Raw genomic sequence first — 19,360 nt, 5'->3', positions numbered from 1 at the left:
CAGAGCAAGAGAAAGACGACCACAAGCGCAGTATAAATATTTTGAATTTGATTAAAAGGTCAATTTTTTTATCAAAAATTAACCGATGCACTAGACGACTCGCGGTACAACAAAACCCCCACGCTTTTTTGCAAGAAGAAACCATTTCTGAAACTAAAAGAAAAGAAATGCTAGAACGGGCTGAAGAATTAGGGTTGAGTCCAGAGGAGATCGCCCGCATCGAGTGCTTTAAAAAACGAAAATAAGGGAGTTATTTATGGTAAGTTTTTATGAAGAGGTTTTTGAATTTACAAGAAATCGTCTTGGTAAAATCTATGAAAAACGTGGCGGAATGCTTGAAAAGACAGATGTTCCTAGTGCCGCGCAGAAGGTGCGAGAGATTATCAATTCACCTTTGAAGGAACGTGTATTTAGGTGCAGTGGGGATTTTACAGAAGAGGACTATGTCAAGTTAGAAAAAGACCTAGAAAAGTATTTTGATGTCAAAATGGATTTAGGCTCGGTCATCCAAGGAAAAGAACAGTAAAAACGCGACACCTCATGGTATCGCAAGAGTTTAAAAGGCAATCCCGATCGGTTTTATTGGAACAGATTAGACAAATTCTTGAGGGAAGAGAAGGGGTTGCCCCTAGAGGTAATGAGGGCAGTTAATGAGGATACAGATTCAATTTTAAATCAGCTTGGCAACCCTAAACAAAAGAAGAGAGGTTTAGTATTTTTGGCATGGTGGTGGGGCTGTGCAATCTAGTAAAACCACGAACTACGCCTATTTAATCACAAAGGCAGTGGATGCGGGCTATAAATTTATTGTTGTCATTGAAAACTTCTATTCTTTTAGTGATTGAAAAGAATAGAACCACCATTTCTAGCGTCATTAAGTGGCTCACCAATGATGGCAAAAAAAGTAAAATTGACAAACATGCCATGCTACTCATTGACGATGAGTCAGATCGAGGATCGATCAACACAAAGACCGATGAAGATCTAACCACCATCAATAAAAGAATTAGAGAACTTTTAAAACTCTTTGAGAAAAGCACTTATGTTGTCTACACCGCCACGCCTTTTGCCAATGTCTTCTTAAGCATTGGCGTGGCTGTCAAAACAAAGCCTAGTAAGAGCGTTGCATTTGAAGGTTTAAGCTTTTGGACGGCAAATCAAGAACATGCCACGCAATTTTATTTGGCTCTTAGCAACCACACGAATTGGCAACTCTTTAAACTTGTTTGTGAGGACTTGATCAATCTTTTAGATAACAACGCCATCACTCAAAACATCGCCCTAGAAATCACCAAACGACTCTTGAAGTGGAAAAAGTTATTTGCGAGTAAAGAGGACTTTGGGTTAGAAAAACAAATGGGTTTATTGGGAGAACTGCACTTTTTAAAAGAAACGATGGAGTGCTTGGGGGTTAAAGAAGCTTTGGATGCTTGGGTGTTTGACACACAAGATTTTTGATTCAATCACTTTGCTGTGGAGATCAAAACACACCCCTCTTCAAAACCCCCAAAGGTAACCATCTCATCTGCTGAACAATTAGAGAGTGTTAAAGAAAAATTGTATTTAGCCACCTATGCACTTACGCAAAGCACCTATGGGGATAGCGTGGAAGACTTGGTTAAAGACATTGAGGGGTGGGAGAATGACACACATGTTCAGTTGTTTTACACCACTATTTGAATGGGGCTATAGACAAAATCCCGATCAAATGCACCGCTTTAAAGTGGATCAAAAGTCTATCTATAAAGTAAAGTGGCAGAAACCTTCCCTAAAATCACAAGGGCAAGTATAGACTCAAGGATCATTAATGTCAAATACACCATTGATTTGCTCCAATGTGCGGCGTTTTTAGTGGCCGATCTCACATTTGAGGCAAACCATGTTTCGTTTAGAAGAGTTTCATCAAGATTTTATGCAAGGGGTTGCAGTTGAAACCCAAAGTTGTGGAAGCAAGCACGAAGCTTTCATCGAATCGATGTGTGAGGTGTTTGCAGACGAGGGAGAACTCTCTAAACATTGCACCATCGCCGAATACAACAAAAAAGACATGGAGGTTTGTGGCTATGTGTTTGGTGAAGAGAGGGGAGAACTGAGTCTGCTGGTGTCTTGTTTTTTCTAAAACGATGCGCCACAGACACTCACAAAGGCCGATATCGACTCTAAAATCAATAGCCTGCGCTCTACATCATTAAAGCCAAGTTCCCCCTCGTAATTGTGGGGCAAGGCTTGGTAAAGTAGGAGCGTAGCGGTGGATTTCTTGCAAAAACTCTCCCAATTGCTCTTTACTTAAAATCTTAATGCGCCCCTTATAGTCTTCACTCAGCTCACTAAATGTGCTTTTTTCACCCACAAATCCCTTAGTGGTTGCCAAATCGTGGAAGAACATTTTTCTGTTTTGATGAGGCGCAAAAAATAGATATAAGCCTGCACTAAGCGGTTGTCTTCCTTGCCTAAATCCTTGCTTGTTTGGCTTGTAGAATCTTGACAAAAGGGGTTCGTCTAATCTGGAGTGTTGGATTTTAGGATTCTTCTCTTTGAGTGGCATTTTAAAGAGATGGCGTTGATAATCCTCCCTAGAAGTATTCCTGTTTCTGTTGGTAGCTGTCTAGCAAACTTTCAAAAAAGGGCATCTCTCCTCTTTTTTACGCCAAACATAGGCACGCTGAAAAAAGGGGATCACAAACCGATCGTACTTGCTAACAATGCTCTTAAAATGTTCTTCTCTTGTTTCTTAATACTAAAAAACGCTCAGGTGTAGCACAAAATCTATTAATCAAACATAGCTGTGTGGCTAATGGGGCGGTTTGCTCGAGCCCCATGCAAATTTTTCTTTGAGGACTTTAAAGTAGTTGCGCTCCAGTGGTTGGAGCAAGATGGCTTGGCGTTTGGCACGCTGGATATACAAGGGTTGTTTGGGCTTTAGGGTGTGGCGCACCTGCCCGTCAGCCACCACAATACACGCTTGATTAGACACCACTTTTAAGCACGCCCTAGCCCCCAAGATCAGCGGTCTTTCACTTAAGGAGTGTGGGGCAATGGGCGTGATCAAGATATTTTGGCACAAAGGATCGAGGACACTCCCGCCCACGCTGATGTTATAAGCGGTTGAGCCTAGGGGCGTGGCAAAGATGAGCCCATCGACTTTATAGGTGTTGGCCAGCACCCCATCGATGAAAAGTTGCAACTCCAGCATGCCATAGTAATCTTTTTTACTCACCACCAAATCGTTTGCGCCTAAGATGCACTGCTTGCCTATTTTGCCCTCCAGCATCAAGTGCCTTTGGGCGCGATAATCCCCCCTTTTTAAGGCTTTTAAGAAGACAAACACGCCCTCTAAATTGGTGGCGGTTAAAAAACCCAAATGCCCCACATGCACGCCAAAACAAGGCAAATTTAAAGGGTGGCGCAGCGCCCCTAAAAGCGTGCCATCTCCGCCCAAACAAAGCAAGGCTTCTTGGGGGTGGCGTGCAGTGGGCAGCTTTAGGTCATAGGGCATTTTAGCCTCTTGTAGGCAGTGCTCTAGGGCGTGCAAGAGTTTGGGCTTTAAGGCAGGCTTTGGCAGGACATAGACGCGGGCTATGGGCTTGTTAGACGGCTTGGTGGTCATTAAAGGAGAGAGGCCCCTAGGGAAACCCTAGAGGCTAAAAAGGAGGGGGATTTGTATGCTAACACAGAAAAACTTAGAAATAGATTAAAAAAGAATTCTTGGAAAAACCAGGAAGCCCCAGAAGACCTGAGCCCTCCGGGACCAAAAAGGAGGGGGATCTTGATGCTACCCTAGATACGCTTAAAATTTGCTTAGAACGCATAGCGCATCCCCACATTGCCCGTAATGTTGATGTCTTGATAATCCAGCCCAAAGCGCGCCCCGATGCTGGCGTTGATGTAGAAAGACCTAAACAAGCGGACTTCGCCCCCCGTGGTGAGCCCCGCAAAGGTGTTATACATCCCTCCATTGCGATAACTCAGCATGTCGTCCCCGATGAAGCGCACGACCTTATCGCCCATAGAGCGCACAAACAAATCCCGCCCAATGTCTGCCAGCACAAAGTAATAGGAGTTTCTGCTAAAGTAGTGGCGACTCTCTAGAGCTAAATTCAAGGTCAATACGGATTTGTTTGCTGGGTCGGCGTTGGCCCTAAACTGGTTGTAGAAGGGATTGTTCATGGTGCCCTGCAAGCCAGACAAGCCAATGTAGTAATAAGCCAAACCAATTTGGGGTTTTAAAATCACCCTCTTGTTTTTAAAGAAAAAGTCATAACCATAGTTGCCGCGCAAGTTGGTCGTCCATGTGCTGTAATCGTAGCGTTGATTCACAATGGATAAAATGGGGTCTGTGGCGCTGATGTAGGCGTTGTTATAGCCCCATGTTTCGTTCGCGCTCACGGTGATCTCGCTGCGTTTGACGAAGGCACGGCTGTAAAGCCCGACATTGACATTGTTAGAAGCCGAGTTGGTGATGTTGCCATGAAAGCCGCTGTATCCATAGGCGGCATACCCGCCTACAATCACGCCCTTAATGAAGCGATCGTAACCCACATTGATGCCATAGAGTGTACCTGTGCCCCCAGCCACAAAGCTAGCCCCGCCCACACCCGTGATCCACAGATTGTTTTTGAGCTTGTCGCGCTGGGAGTAGGCGGTGATGACATCCATCGCGTTAGGCACGGCGCTAGCAAAGCGCTTGCCCTTAATGCTGGCAAGAAAATCGTGAAAGTCGTCTAGGTTATCGTTGTTTGCAAAGCTGGAGAGTTTAGCCAAGCGGCTCATTTGTTGGGTGTAGGTGTTGATTTGTAAAATATTGGTGGCATTGTTTTTTAAGTTAGGATTGACCACCAATTCAATGCTGTTAGAAATGTCTTTGGCAATTTTAACGAGGTTGGCTTTAGAGGTGTTTTCTAAATAGTATGGGGCAAAAAGTGGGGTGTTTTTAGTCTGCACGAGCAATTGGTTTAACCAAGACATGACATCAGGCCCGCCAGCGGCATAAACCGCATCCACGCTGCTTTGCCCTTGTATGTGGGCGATGTATTGTTCAATGTTGGGCGCGCCCACATTCAAGGGTTTGCCTACGCCCACACTGATGTTATCAAAGGCGATTGACGCGTCTATAGTTTGCCCTTGTGCGTTTTGATAGCTCACCAACAAGCCCTTATCAGAGATGCTCACAGCCTTGCCGTCATAAACCAAACCATTGCCCTGTTTGTTTAATTGCATGCTCTTGCCATTGATGTTTAGGTAAGTGTAGAGAGTTAAATAATCTTTCCAGCTGTTGGGGTTAAAGGTTTGGTTGTAAAGGTTGTAATCGATCCACTTATTGGCGTTGATTAAGGTGTAACTGGCCTGTGTGGTGGCGTTGATGGCCATTAAAGAGGTTTTGCTGCTTGTGGGCCTGAGTGTGGCGATGCCCTGTACCTCAATTAAGGGCGTGTTTGTGTTCTGTGTCGGGGTGTTGTTTGCGCCTGTGCTGTTGTCTGTGCTGTTGCTAAGATTGAAGACAAAATTGCCCTGGCTGTTTAATGCTCCACCGACATTAATCCCCTGCGCTTGGGTGGTTAAGGTCGCGCCCGAGTAGAGGGTTAAATTATTGCCGACACTAATGGCGTTTGTGCTTTGGTTGTTGAAAGCCTTAGCGATGCTTAAATTGTTGGTGTTTAGCGTGCTGTTTTTTTCTAAATTCAGTGTGCCAATGACATTGGCCCCCGTGATTTCTGAAAAGTCGATCATGCCCCCCGTGTCGGTGATCGTGCCCAAGAAGCTAAAGTTTTGTGCGCTTACATTGAGGCTTTCATACTGGTTTAAATTGATTTGCCCCCCAGCGATGTTTAGGTTTTCAAACTGGGCGTTTAGGTTTAATCCATCCGTGGCGTTTAGGCTAGTGAGGTTGATGTTGGATAGATTGTTGGAGTAAAGGTTGAGCGTGCCTTGGTAGTTGGTGAAGTTGATGTTATTTGTGCCGTTAAAGACAATGGATTGGCCGGCAATGAAGCTTAAGGTCCCGCCCGTGGCGTTGCTGTATGTGCTGTTATTGCTGATCACATCGTTGTTGGCCGAGAAAGTAAAATACCCCTTCTCCCAAAGCGCGCTAAGGCCTTTGGGCGCAAGGTAGGACCCCACGCCTGCTTTTTCCATTGCTTGTTTGATGTTTGGGGGCAAGAGCGCACCCAAGCCTTGCGACCACAGCCCTCCAAGCCCCTTATTCTGCACAATATTGCCGATGATGCCACTTAGGGCCTTTTGTTGGGTGAGGGTGTTTAAAATATTGCTCCCAAAAATCTGATCTAAGATTTTTGCCCCCACATCGTCTGCCATTTGGCTTAAGGCTTTGGGGGGGTTTAAAACATCGTTAATTGCCATGTCCATGATCACGCCCCACACTTGAGGCCCCAACCAAGCCACGCTTTTATTGATGATGGCGCTGTTTTGGAAGATGACATTAAAGATTTGCCCAAAGGTGGTTGTGTCCATGAATTTTTGCATCATGGCTGTGGCCGCTGGGCTATCGCCCATCGCTAGGGCTTTGTTTAAAGTAACATTTGTCCAAGGGGCCAGCTCATCCATCACATTCCATAAAGTTTGGTTGCCAAAGTTATTGTTGAGGTAGTTGAAGATCCCCTGCACCCCCTGCCCTCCCTCTATAATGCCTAGCAACTTATGCACCAGCCCTTGCTCCAACCCGCTTAATTTACCGCTCTCAAGCCCTTGCGTGATGCCAGCCTCAATTTTTCCATCAATTTCATTTTGCACACTCGTAGGCAAGCTTTCAACGAGTCCATTAGGTCCAAAGAGCGAGCTCACGCTTTGGTGTGTCAAAATGTCTTTAACCACGGTGGCAAATCCGGGCAATTGGGTGAGCGCGGCCATGTCTTGCGCGTTAAAGATTTCGCCCAAAGTCGCGTTAGCCACGCCACTAGGGATCAAGCCCTGCAAGCCACTAGGGATCAAATCCCCTCCCTCAGCCTTGTCGTAAATCCACTGGCCCAACAGCTCGCCCAGCTGGGGCTGGCCTAAAAGCTTTTGCACCGTGCCTAGGCCGAATAAATTAAAGATTTGGTCCGTGCCCTGCGCCTCAATATTGGCTTTGTTGAGCACTAAATTTGTCGCGCTGTTAAAGCTCACCTCAGCAGAGCCTCCCGTGCCCTGTGCGTTGCCACTGCCCACGGTCCCCGTGATGTAAATGTCCTTGGCGTTAAACTGAGCCTCAATGTAACCTAAAGCGTTTGAGCTAGAGCCTAAGAGTTGGCCTATGTAGGTGTGCCTAAACTGGCAAGCCGTGCTTTGGGCTTGTGTTTGGGGCACACAGGGCCCATTAAACCCATCCCCGCCAAACCACACCGTGCTCATGCCCCCTGTTTGTCCTACCTGCTCGCCCCCCACGACCAAAGTACCATTGTTGAAAGTTTGGTTAATGTGGCTGTCAAACCCATTGATGAAGTCTAATAGGGTTTGCTTCTGTGTGGGGGTTAAATTGATTTGAATTTTTTGCAATTCCTGCCAAAGTTTATTGGGATCGCTCAAATTATTTAAAATCCCCGAGGCCAAGAGCTCTTCTAAAGCCGGCCAAAGATCCGTGGCGATGCCCGCCAAGGCCATTAAATTGCTCTTACTCACCCCTGTGTTGAAAATGTTTAAAGCGCTGTTAGGGTCGTTGTAGGCATCGTAGGTCCCCGGGATTTCTTGCGTTCCATTGTAGTTATAAACTCCCTTAACCTGCCCATCTAAAAAGAAAGTCCCCACGCGGTTGTCGGTGTAATCGTAATCTATCCCTGTGGTGTTTTGTTTGGATTGTTTGTAAAAATAGAGTTCTGGGGCGATGTTGTAAAGGTTGGTGGCCATGGGGGTTAAATTCTGTGAAATGCTCACTTGCAAACGCCCATCTTGCACGCTCTCTGTGATGATTTGCCCGCCATTTAAGGGATTGACAAAGCTCCAGCTGTCGGCTTCTTTGTTGTAGGTGGCGTTTTTAATTTGCATGCCGTACAATTCGATTTTTTGGTAACCATCTGCGCCGCTAATCCCGCTGATGTCTTTGGCGTTGATGATGTCGTAGGTGAGCTTTTGGCCTTTGGCAAGCGCGCTAGAGAGGTTGATGTTAGACAAATTCAATAAGCCGTTTAAATCAAACTTCCCATTGACACTAATGAGCGGGCTGGTGCTAGGCGTTGTGTTGCTCTTGATGTTGAGAATCCCGCTAGCCACATCTAAAGACCCAAAGGTCAAATCCCCGCTGCCATACAACCCAAACTCGGTATCCCCTGAGCTGCTCACTTGGTTTGCGCTAAAAGTGCTGTTGCCCTGAATGTTTAACTTAGCCCCATTGAAAGCCACATCGTTTAAAGATACACTCCCATTAGACACATTCACATGCCCGCCATTAAAGGCAACGCTTCCAGTTGTCGCGTCAGCACTCGCTCCGGCATTGACTTGAATGCTCGTGCCACTGCCAAAAGTGTTCGTGCCCGCAAAGGTCGCCTTTGCCCCCTGCCCTTGTAAAACCACGCTGGCGCTGTCGGTGAAGTTAGAGCCCTGATTAAAAGCGATTGTGGTGTTGGAGTCGAGGTTGATTAAAGAGTTTCCGCTAAAGGTGGCAAGGCCGTTAAAGATAGCACTAGAGTTTTGAAACAAGCTTAAAAGCGCGGTCTCGCTAAAATTTGCGGCCTGATCAAAAGTTACATCGCTTTGTTGGGCATCGATTTGTGCGCTGTCTGTGATGTTGGTAACCCCCTCAAAAGTGGCGCTGGTGGTTGTGGTGTTTTTGGGGTTTGGATTAAAGATCGAGCCGTTGTTTAACAACACCACGCTGTTGCCACTTAAAGTGGTGTTGGCTGCCGCAAAGGTCGCGCTGCTGCCCGTGTTGAGGTTAAAGGTCGTGTCTGTGGCGGTGATGTTGCCCTCCACCTTGGCTGCTGTTGTGGTTAAATTGTCTGTGTAATCGCCGGTGAGTACAACGCTGGAGTTGTCGCCCAAAAAGAAGCCCGAGTTAGCAAGATTGATCTGACTGCCCTGCACATACACTTTCGTGCGGTTGCCCTGAACATTGCTGCCCGTGAAATCCACCTGCTGTTTTCCCATAAATTGGAAAGAGCCAAACAAACCGCCATAATCAGCCACATGATCGGAGAAGTTGGAGTTAATGGCGCTTAAGGTGTTGTTGGCTCTAAAATTAGTGTTGGAGGATTGGGGCTTGATGTCTTTACAAATGCTGCCCACAACAGAGCCCAAAATGCCACAGACTTGGTTAAGGTAGGTGAGGTTATTGGTGTAGGTGAGGCCATCTGTGGTTAAATTATTGCTGGCGTTAAAGGTCATGTCTGCCCCGCCGCCATAGGGCAACTTCGCCCCATTCGCGCCCCCAAAATTGCCCACGCTGATGCCATTGGTCAAGTAAATGTTGTAGGCGTTAAAGACATCCACGATATAGCCCGGGTTGGCCCCTTCTCCGCCAAACTGGATCAGCCCTCCACTGGCTGCCTGAGTGGTGATGTTGCCTAAAACTAAAGTCCCCTGCCCTTGGATATCATAAGTCCCCCCATTGCCCGCAAAGCTGTAGGCGGTTAGTTGTTTGCCCGCCGGGTTGTAATAGGGAGCGGTGGCGTTTTTTAAATTGGGGTCGATGTAGGCGATGCCTCCTGCCCCCACACTAACATTGTAGGTTTTATAGCCATACCCAGTCAGCAAGTCATAATGCCCCTTAGCCCAACCCAAGCACCCCTGTATCCCAAGGATTGAACCTTGAACACAGCCGGGAGTCATGTTGTAGACATCAGGCCAAAGGTCCGTAACTTGGGTCAGCAAAGTTAGGGTGATCTGGTTGTGGCTAAAAGTCTCTTTTGCTTTGATCTGCGAGTCTGCGCCCCCAAAGGCCACGGTGTAGGTGTTATTGCCGTCATTTTGTAAGAGCGTGCCACTCATCCCTTGGTAATCCACTAAATTCCATAAATTCTTGGCGTAGCTGTCATCGCTCCATTTAATGTCGCCACCGGCAACCACGACATATTTTTGCTGGGATTGCAGCGCGCTTGTGATGTTAAAGAGGGCATTAGAGCCCAAAGTAACATTGCCCACCAAGGATTTAAACGGGCTGTTGGGGTTGCTGCTTAAATCGGTGGTGGAAATGGTGGTCGTGCCTAAAAAGGTGGTGTTTTGGGTGCCGCTAAAGTCGTAGGTGCTGCCAATCCCATTAAAGGTGTCGTTGTCAAAGGTGAGGTTATTGACTTTAAACTGAGAAGATGTGTCGCTCGTGGGGTCTAGGGTGAAACGGGTGTTGTTAAAAGTGGCTGCTTGGGCGGTTACATTTAAGGCTTTGGCGTTGATGGCACTAGAAGGGACTTCAGCCGTGCTAGGTGCAGCATCGCTTGCCATTGTAAGATTTTGTTTAGCATCTAAAGTAACCGTGCTTTCGCCTGCATTGATCGCAGAGTCTGTGAAGGTGATCGAAGAAGCACTAAAATTAAAATCTCCCCCCGTTTGATCAATAAATTGGCTATTTGTTGCGCTTAAGGCAGCAGCACTAAAGCTGGCGTTAGAGTGTTGGGTCCCGGCTTTAAGGTTTTGGTAGTTTAGCCCATCTAGGGTGATGTTATTTGTAGCCGTGAAACTCACATCTGCCCCGCCCCCATCGTGAAAACTATTACCCGTTTGGAAAGTGTTTGTCATAAAAATATTGTCGGCGTTAAAGGTGTCCTTGATGTAGCCCAAAAGCCCCCCACTGCCCCCCGTCCCGCCTAAACGCACAACGCCCCCCGTGGCCGCTTGCTTGATGTCATTGCCAATCACTAAAGTGTTGTTGCTCCCCTGCACCTGCAAGTTCATGCCATTTCCGCCACTCGTATAGGTACTTAAAGTGTTGCCACCACTCCACCCTTCTGCCTCTTCATGCTTGGGGTCAATGTAGGCGATCCCATTGGTCCCCACATTGGCGTTGTAGGTTTTGTGGCCACACAAGCCAAACAAGCAAGTTGGAGTCATGGTATAGACATCCCACCAAACATCGTGTTTTTGGTTAATCAGCGATAAAGTCAGCGCACTATCCCCAAACTTCTCTTCAATGGTCTGCCCGTCTAAGGACACATAGTAAATGCCATTTTGCCCCTGTGTAGCCCCCTGTGGTAGGCCCTGTGTTGCTAGGCTTGCGCTCTGGTCGCCAAAATGCACCATTTGCCATAGATTTTTAGCGTACTGTGTATCGCTAGCATAGTTAATGTTTTTGCCGCTTAAAAGCGTGTAGGTGCCCCCTTGCAAGGCTTGTAAAATCTCTTGCGTGTTGCTTAAATTTAAAAGAGCTTGAGAGCCAAAGCCGACATTGCCCGCATAGGTGCCAAAGGGGCTTGTGGCGACATTGCTCCCATTGAGATAATTATTCGTGGCGATAGAGGTTGTGCCCTGCAGGGTTAAATTTTGCGTGTTGAAGTGGTATTGCGAATAGCCCTCAAAGGTGTCGTTGTTAAGCGTGATAGATTCGCCAGCTAGGGTCATGGTTTGTGGGCTACTAGGATTGTTGAGGGGGTCGTTAAAGAGGGTGTTACTCACATTCAAGGCATTTGAAGCAGTGAGACTGATGTTAGTATTATTGCCTTCAAGGGTACTTTGATTTGTGTTGTCATTGTTGATAGTGATATTTGTCCCCTCTAAAGAGACTAGACCTTTATCACCTCCTATGATTTGCACTCCACTAAGGTTTAGGGCTGTTGCTTGCATCTTTAGTGCCCCATTCCCTTGGTTATTGAATGTAGAGTTCTGGATGGTGATGTTTTGGGGTTGGAAGCTAAAATGATTTGCATCGCCTCCTTGGTTTGTTTGGATATTAAAATCAAAAGTTGTCCCATTGCCACTAAAGCTAGAATGGTTGACATTCATCGTTGGAGAGCTAAAATACATGATCCCGCCCGTAGCAGCAAAGTTAGAATTGTTGATGGTCATGCTTGCATCGCCCTCAAACCAATCGGTAGAGTAGGCATGCACTACTCCATGCGAACCCTCGTAGGTGGTGAAGTTCAAGCCCTCCATGTCCATGCTCTTTGCTGCCTTAAAGCCTGCATTGCCCGTTTCGCCCACGCCATTGCTATAGCCAATTTGGAAATTGTTGGTCATGTAGATATTGGCCGCATTGAACTGGACACTGGTGTGGTATTCTAGACCAGAATTAGCAGTGTTGATCGTGCCTCCTGTGGCGACAGCCTTTTGGTTGTTGCCAATCACTAAGGTCGCATTGTCCCCGGTGATGTTGACAGTGGCACTAGAGTGTGTGCCTCCGCTATAAGTGGAGAGTGTGTGGTTTTTACAACCCTCATCGCCGGAATTACAAACATTGGGATTGATGTAGGCAATGCCATTGCCCACATTGTAGGTGTGCGCACCATTTAGCGGATACACCCCCATCCACACATCTTGGGGCGGCCTGCCTGTTAGAGTAAGAGAAAGGGCATTGTTGCTAAATTGCTCCTGAAATTGATAAGTTTGCCCATTTAAATTTAAATTAACCAAGTATGTGTCGTTGCCCTCACTTTTATCCAAAGTGGTGCTTGCTTGGCCAAAATGCACCATTTGCCATAGATTTTTAGCGTACTCTGTATCGCTAGCATAGTTAATAGAAGTTCCGCTTAGGAGCTGGTAGGCCTGGCCCACTTGAAACCCACTCAAGGCCTTCTTGATGTCAAAGCGCGCACCATTGCTAAGGGTAATCGCGCCTAAATGTGCTAAGGGAGACTGGCCGTTGTTGGTGTCAATCGTGGTTGTGCCCTGAAAAGTCGTGTTTTGTGTGCCGCCATCGCTGCTAAAATTATAATTACTAAGCCCATTAAAGGTATCGTTGTTGAAGGTTAAGTTGTTGACTTTAAAGTTGCCCGTGCCATTTGTGGTGGGGTCTAGCTCAAAGGTGGTGTTGGTAAAGCTTACCGTTTGGGCAGTAACATTGATGTCTTTAGCATGGAGAGTACTAGTGCCTGCATCGCTCAAGGTGTTGGTTGCGTTTAAAGAGACACTAGCCATACCATCGTTAAAACTGGTGTTGGTGAGGTTCAAACTTTGGCTAGCAGAAAGGCTGATGTTAGAGTTGCCTGTATTGTTGAAATTAACCCCTGTAAGATCAATGCTCTTTGCTTGCATAGCAACTGAGCTTAGATTCCCTGTAAAGTTGGAGTTTTGCATGGTGATGGTGGGGTTTTGGCTTTGGTGATCGGAAGCATCAAAAACAAAATGGCTACCAGCCCCGTTAAAAATGCTGTTATTAAAAGTGCTGCTCACATCTCCATTAAAAGTAAGTGTGCCTCCGCTATTGGCATCAAATTTGGAATTTGTAACACTTAAGGCTTTATTAGCGGTAAAGTAATCCGTATCGTGATTGTATATAGCTGTGATGTGGTTAAAAAAGTGCAGATCGTTTAAGGTCAAATTATTATAGGCATGGAAAGTCATGTTCACCGTACCGCCCGCATGCCCTCCCCACTTATTGCCGGTTTGAAAGGTGTTTGTCATGTAAATATCATGGGCATTAAAAGTACCGGTTATGCTGTTGGTATTCCAATCGTTTTCACCCAGCCAAATGCTTCCACTATTTTTTGTATAGTCTACAGGAGTGGGAGTTTGGTTGCCTAAAACTAAAGTCCCATTTGCAAAGTTTTCATTAGGATTAATATTGATGGTAAAGTTGTGGTTGTATGCCCCCCCAAAACTCTCAAGCTCATGGTTGTTTGAATCCACATAGCCTATCCCACCTCCTACCTCATAGTTATGTGTGCCCTCAAGGGAATACACCCCATCCCAAATACTTTGGGGAGGACCTTTATAGGTGATGAATTGCACACCCATTGTGTTGTTGCTAAAGGTTTCCCCAAAGATGTATTGCTTGCCATTGATCTCGTAGGACACATGGTAAAGACCATTGCCCCCGCTTGGGTTGGTGTAGCCGTTGTTGTCTAAGCTGCCTGTAACCCCGTCATAGTGGATCAAATCCCATAAGTGGCTGGTGTAGCTGTTGTAGTTGATGCTTTTAGAGGTGTGTAAGAGATTATAGGTATCCCCCACATTTAAGGTTTGGTTGATGTTAAAAGTTACACCGCTTAGATTAACATTGCTGCCTAAGTTGGTAAAAGGGGAGTTTTGGCCCAAAGTGAATTGCGAATTGTTGCTAAAGGTCAAGCTGCCATTGTCGGTTATGGTGCTGTGAACCCCCCCATCATAAGTTACATGGTCAAAGGTGATGTTGTTGCTGTCAAAGTTAATGTTGGTACTTGACGACCCATTCTCGGTGCTAAATGTCGTGTTTTGGAAGTTTTCATAGCTGGCATCGTTGATGTTAATGGTCGCGCTGCTAGAGCCTTCAATGGTGGCGTTGTTAGAAGTGGTGCCGTGGTTTCCATGTGTGGTGAGCGTGGTTTGATTGACACTGAGCGTGTTGGCAATGCTCACGCTTTGGGCGTTCCAATTGTCGGTAAAGTGCGTGCCATAATAACTTGTGATATTAACATTGGGAGGATTGCCCCCACCTCCCCCAATGGAGAGCGCCCCGCCGTTGATCTGCAAATTGAGATTGCCACCATCGTACTGGAGCTGGTGCAAATAGTAAGTCCCGGATTGGTTGCCCACCAAAGTCACAGATCCATTACAATCCCAATTGGTGCAGTAGTAGCCATCAATACCACCACCACTATGGTAGTAGAATTTATTGTACACATTATGTGAGCCCCAACTCCACTGCCAAGTTGTTTTTTGGCTAAAGCTATTGCTTGACATATAGCCTAAAATGTTGTGTTGGCTATTGAGATTATGCGAACCAGAAATCCAATAAACAGTCCCTGCCCAGGCTTGCAACACCACAGGAGACATAGCTAACCCCCCTACTACAAACGCCCCCTTAGAGAGGGCTTTAGAAATGGACGAACTTTTGCGCTGGGTCTTAGGGACTTCTTCTTTAAACGCCAAAACACCGGCGCGCTCGGCTTGGTTTGCCTTGATGCGCCTAGCGATGGCGTGGCTGATTTTTAGAGAAAGCTTACTAGGTTTTTTCATGCGCGCCATTTTATCTAAAATTGGCTTGCCAAGAATTAATCACAAAGAATCAAAATAATATAATTTGGTGTTACATTTTCCACAAACCACTTAAAATAATAAATTTTAACCCAATTTTTACAGATACACGCAATTTTGGAATAAACTTTGCTTAGGCTTTGGCAATTCACTTAAAGGATCACCATGCTCCGCTCTTTATGGTCTGGCGTTAATGGGATGCAGGCACACCAAATCGCCCTAGATATTGAAAGCAACAACATCGCCAATGTCAACACCACGGGTTTTAAATACTCTCGAGCTTCCTTTGTGGATATGCTCTCTCAAGTCAAGCTCATCGCCACTTCTCCTTATAAAAACGGCTTGGGCGGACAAAACGACTTTTCTGTGGGTCTGGGCGTGGGTGTGGATGCGACCACCAAGATTTTTTCACAGGGCAATTTGCAAAACACCGATGTGAAAACCGACCTCGCCATTGAAGGCGATGGCTTTTTTGTCATCAGCCCCGATCGGGGGGTAACGCGCAACTTCACCCGCAGTGGGGAGTTTCTCTTTGACGCGCAGGGCAGCTTGGTGACGACAGGCGGGTTTGTGGTGCAAGGCTGGGTGCGCGATCCTAAGGACATGGGCTCTAAGGGAAGTGAAACCGATCTGCTTAAAATCGACAACACCAAACCCTTGCAAAATATCCGCATCGATCCGGGGATGGTGATGCCCGCGCGCTCCAGCACAAGAATTTCTATGCGCGCCAACTTAAACGCCGGACGTCACACCGAGCAGATGGGCAATATTTTTATGCTCGACTCCTCAACACGCACCCCCTCTGATGGTGTGAAACCGCAGTACGACTCGGCGACAAATTTAACGCAAGTTGCCGAAGATATGGGCTCTTTATTTAACGAAGATGGGGATGCGTTTTTGCTCAACGAAGATCAGGGCATTTGGGTGAGCTATAAAAACGCCACGATGAAAAAAGACATTTTAGCCACAAACCAGAACAGTACTTTAGAGCTCAATGGGACTAAAATTTCTTTCACCAACGACTCTACCATTTCGCGCATCAGCACCCTATCTGCCGCCCAAAACGCCATCAATGCCGTGAAAAACAAAACGGGGGTGGAAGCCTACATCGACAATGGACAATTGCGCCTAGAGAATAAAAACAACCTAGAAGGCGACAAGCATGTGAAAAACATTGTCGTTACAGGGGCGGGCACGGGAGCGTTTGCTAAATTCGTTAAGGGCGATCAAAACATCACCGCCTTTAGATACCGCTACACAAAAGGCATCGATGCCGACTCGACAACCGGACAATTTAAAACCACAGAAGATTTGCGGGCTTTAATGCAACATGACGCAAACATCGTCAAAGACCCCAGCCTCAAAGCCAACTACAAAGACAGCACCGCCTCCGTGTCTGTAAAAATCAACCGAAATGGCATGTTTGAAATCACAAATAAAGACGATGGCAAGCCCCAAAAAGATAACCTCAGCATCTTTGTGACAAACTACGCCTCCGATAAAGTGACTAAAAATGTCCTCTTTGGGCGCACAATGGGGGCACTCAACACCGCCTCTCTCATTGAGGGTGGGGTCTCGACCTCCACCTCTAAACTCACCCACGCCACACACGCAAGCAGCATTGATGTGGTGGATAGCTTAGGCACAAAGCACACCATGCGCTTAGAGTTTTACAAAACAGGGGGAGCGGAGTGGAGATTTAGAGTGATTGTTCCCGAACCCGGTGAAATTGTGGGCAGCGCGCCTGAACGCCCTAATGTATTTGAAAGTGGAGTGTTGCACTTTAATAAAGACGGCTCACTAGCAGGCATGAACCCGCCCCTATTGCAATTTAACCCCCACAACGGCGCGGACTCTCCCCAGCGAATCACGCTAAACTTTGGCACAGCCGGGGCGTTTGATGGGATCACGAGCGTGGATAAAATCTCTGAAACTTACGCCATTGAGCAAAATGGCTATGTGGCTGGGGATTTGATGGATGTGCGCTTTGATGACAACGGGACTTTGCTTGGGGCTTTTAGCAATGGCAAAAGCCTAGCCCTAGCGCAAGTGGCTTTGGCAAATTTTGCTAACGATGCGGGCTTACAAGCAGATGGGGGGAGCGTGTTCTCAGAAACCAGCAACTCGGGCAAGGCCTTGATTGGGGCGGCAAATACAGGGCGCAGGGGGGGTGTTTCTGGCTCCAAGTTAGAGTCGAGCAATGTGGATTTGAGTCGCAGTTTAACGAATTTGATCGTGGTCCAGCGGGGCTTTCAGGCCAACTCTAAGGCCGTTACAACCTCAGACCAAATCCTAAACACCTTGTTAAATCTCAAGCAGTAGTTAGGGTATGCACGAGTATTCGGTCGTCTCTTCACTCATGGATTTGTGCGAGATGCACGCCAAGAAACACAACGCCACAAAAATTGAGCGGGTGGTGGTGAGCATTGGCGAGCGCGCTGGCATGGATAAACATTTATTTGTGAGCGCATTTGAAACCTTTAAAGGCGAATTAGACATCTGCAAGGAAGCCGTTTTAGAGATCGTGGATGAGAAGGTCGAGTTGGAGTGTTTAGACTGCGCGAAAACCTGCATCCCGCCTAATTTAGAATATGGCGTGTGTGCGCATTGTGGGTCGCAAAAAGTGCGTATAGTTAAAGGCACACAAATGCAACTGCTGTCTTTGGAGATGGTGTGATTGATGCGATTTTTGAGGAATTTATCAAAAAAGCTTCTGAAATGAAAGAAAGCTGGGAGGTGGTGCAACTTTTTGAAGAGGAGCGGCAAAAATTTCACGAGGAGTTGCAAGCTTATGAAGAGGAGATTGAAAACGCCCGCGCGGTGCTAAGAGATTTGCGCGCGCAGGTGATGCAGACAAAGGAGCAAATCAAAGAATTGCAAGACTGCCAAAAGAGCAAGGAGGAGGAAATCCAAGAAATCCGCCAAGAATTGCTCTCGCACAAAATCAAGCGCGACTTGCTCCAACTAGAAAAAGACAAACCAGACATCCCCCAAAGCTCTGACGAACCTTTGCCCCAAGCCCTTGAAGTGGTTGAGATCTATTTAAAAGATCGCTCTATCGCAAGGGCGCGCCCGGCCAAGCGCTACTTTGGCGACCAACTTTACCGGCAATACCGCGTCCTTCTAAGAGAAAACCATGTACTCAAAGATCGAATATTTGGGCTAGATTTAGAAAACAGCACGCTTAAAATTGAGCTAAGGGATCGACAAACCCAAGACAAATTACAAGCACAAAGCAAGCCAGAAGAGTCGCAATGAAAATTCTAGTCAGTGCCTTAGAAGTGAGCTCGAATATCCATTTAAAAGCCCTGCGCTTGCACTTGCCTGGCGTGGAGTGGCTGGGCGTTTATGAGCCCATTAACCCCCAAGACAAACCCCTTTTATCGCCCAAAAATTTTTCTGTGATGGGCTTTAAAGAGGTCTTTGGGCGGCTCTTTTTTTTCTATAAGGCCCTAAAAGCGATGGCGCACCTAGCCAAAGATGCCGATCTGGTGCTTCTTATGGACTCCTCTTCTTTTAACATCCCCCTAGCTAAACGCATTAAAAAAGCACACCCTAACAAGCCCGTTTTGTATTATATTTTGCCCCAAGTGTGGGCGTGGAAAGCATATAGAGCCCCGATCATCGAGCGCCATTGCGACAAGCTCGCCGCCATTTTGCCCTTTGAGCTGAGTTACTACAAAGACAAGGCGCGCTTTGTAGGGCACCCGCTTTTAGACGAAATCAAACACCAAAAAACTAAGGTGGGGGGCGAGAGCATGGTGTTCATGCCGGGCAGCCGCAAGCAAGAGATCGAGCGCATTTTCCCCATTTTTGTGCAGGTAGCGCAAAAAATCGGGGGCAAGCGGGTGTTGGTTGTGCCGTCTAGCTTTCAAGGACAAGATTTAAACGCCCTTTATGGCAAGGATTTAAAACTCTTTGAAGTGTCTTTTGATGCGCATAAAAGTCTGTACGAAGCCTCTTTTGCGTTTATTTGTAGTGGGACAGCCACCCTAGAGGCCGCACTCATTGGCACGCCCTTTGTGTTGGCTTACAAAGCCCGCCCCCTAGATTTTTTCATCGCGAAAAATCTCGTGCATTTAACCTGTATTGGGCTTGCCAATATTTTTTACAATGCCCTGCACAACGAGAGCCCGGGGCGCGGGCAGACCATGCTGCATCCTGAAATCATCCAAGACGACTTCAATGCCACCAGACTCTTGCATTTTTATAACACCCTAGATAGGGAGAAATTTTTACAAGAGTCGCAAAAAATTCGGGCGTATTTGCAGCACGGGAGCGCACAGGTTGTAGCAGAGTGGATTAAGCATGGCCTTAACTTTTAAATTCTTGTATA

At 46.8% G+C, this 19,360-nt stretch carries 8 protein-coding genes and 1 pseudogene; 7 read left to right on the top strand and 2 right to left on the bottom strand.

Annotated features, from left to right (window positions below; genetic code table 11):
- Nucleotides 1–256 precede the first annotated feature (256 nt).
- The 3 genes and pseudogenes from HAL07_RS06665 to HAL07_RS06650 all read left to right on the top strand — a co-directional run bounded on the left by HAL07_RS06665 (nucleotide 257) and on the right by HAL07_RS06650 (nucleotide 2,119).
- Nucleotides 257–526 carry a hypothetical protein gene (locus HAL07_RS06665; protein ID WP_053945527.1) on the top strand — a complete coding sequence of 90 codons (270 nt, stop codon included), beginning with the start codon at nucleotides 257–259 and terminating at the stop codon, nucleotides 524–526.
- A gap of 398 nt (nucleotides 527–924) precedes the next feature.
- Nucleotides 925–1,680: pseudogene (locus HAL07_RS08230) on the top strand (PD-(D/E)XK motif protein).
- 199 nt (nucleotides 1,681–1,879) lie between these two features.
- On the top strand, nucleotides 1,880–2,119 hold the full coding sequence (locus HAL07_RS06650; RefSeq protein WP_053945524.1) for a hypothetical protein: 240 nt from the start codon (nucleotides 1,880–1,882) through the stop codon (nucleotides 2,117–2,119).
- A gap of 672 nt (nucleotides 2,120–2,791) precedes the next feature.
- Here the strand turns inward: HAL07_RS06650 and HAL07_RS06635 are convergent.
- A complete protein-coding gene (locus HAL07_RS06635; protein ID WP_053945521.1) occupies nucleotides 2,792–3,607 on the bottom strand; it encodes an NAD(+)/NADH kinase in 816 nt (271 codons plus the stop codon).
- Nucleotides 3,608–3,798: 191 nt separating this feature from the next.
- Nucleotides 3,799–15,006: a vacuolating cytotoxin domain-containing protein gene (locus tag HAL07_RS06630; protein WP_053945520.1), complete on the bottom strand. Its 11,208-nt coding sequence runs from the start codon at nucleotides 15,004–15,006 to the stop codon at nucleotides 3,799–3,801.
- 183 nt (nucleotides 15,007–15,189) lie between these two features.
- Between HAL07_RS06630 and flgE the strand changes: the two genes are divergently transcribed.
- Genes flgE through lpxB form a run of 4 tightly spaced genes read left to right on the top strand, consistent with a single transcriptional unit; the run spans nucleotide 15,190 to nucleotide 19,349 of the window.
- Nucleotides 15,190–17,346, top strand: coding sequence for a flagellar hook protein FlgE (gene flgE, locus HAL07_RS06625; protein ID WP_053945519.1), 2,157 nt, complete (start codon nucleotides 15,190–15,192; stop codon nucleotides 17,344–17,346).
- Between the two features lie 7 nt (nucleotides 17,347–17,353).
- Entirely contained in the window at nucleotides 17,354–17,701 is a 348-nt protein-coding gene (gene hypA / locus HAL07_RS06620; RefSeq protein WP_053941073.1) for a hydrogenase/urease nickel incorporation protein HypA, read from the top strand.
- Nucleotides 17,698–18,282 (top strand): nickel-binding protein Mua, encoded by a 585-nt coding sequence (mua, locus tag HAL07_RS06615; protein ID WP_231624711.1) that lies wholly within the window; start codon nucleotides 17,698–17,700, stop codon nucleotides 18,280–18,282. Before hypA ends, mua begins: the two co-directional genes overlap by 4 nt.
- Nucleotides 18,279–19,349, top strand: coding sequence for a lipid-A-disaccharide synthase (lpxB, locus tag HAL07_RS06610; RefSeq protein WP_053945518.1), 1,071 nt, complete (start codon nucleotides 18,279–18,281; stop codon nucleotides 19,347–19,349). Before mua ends, lpxB begins: the two co-directional genes overlap by 4 nt.
- Nucleotides 19,350–19,360 lie beyond the last annotated feature (11 nt).

Origin of the sequence: Helicobacter ailurogastricus, assembly GCF_001282945.1 — a bacterium.
In the GTDB taxonomy this organism is placed as follows: domain Bacteria; phylum Campylobacterota; class Campylobacteria; order Campylobacterales; family Helicobacteraceae; genus Helicobacter; species Helicobacter ailurogastricus.
The sequence above is the reverse complement of the archived record's forward strand: the minus strand, read 5'-3'. Positions and strand labels throughout refer to the sequence as shown.

Coding starts and splice junctions, on each gene's coding strand:
- HAL07_RS06665 (WP_053945527.1), top strand. CDS start 257: ATGGTAAGTTTTTATGAAGAGGTTTTTGAATTTACAAGAAATCGTCTT.
- HAL07_RS06650 (WP_053945524.1), top strand. CDS start 1,880: ATGTTTCGTTTAGAAGAGTTTCATCAAGATTTTATGCAAGGGGTTGCA.
- HAL07_RS06635 (WP_053945521.1), bottom strand. CDS start 3,607: ATGACCACCAAGCCGTCTAACAAGCCCATAGCCCGCGTCTATGTCCTG.
- HAL07_RS06630 (WP_053945520.1), bottom strand. CDS start 15,006: ATGAAAAAACCTAGTAAGCTTTCTCTAAAAATCAGCCACGCCATCGCT.
- flgE (WP_053945519.1), top strand. CDS start 15,190: ATGCTCCGCTCTTTATGGTCTGGCGTTAATGGGATGCAGGCACACCAA.
- hypA (WP_053941073.1), top strand. CDS start 17,354: ATGCACGAGTATTCGGTCGTCTCTTCACTCATGGATTTGTGCGAGATG.
- lpxB (WP_053945518.1), top strand. CDS start 18,279: ATGAAAATTCTAGTCAGTGCCTTAGAAGTGAGCTCGAATATCCATTTA.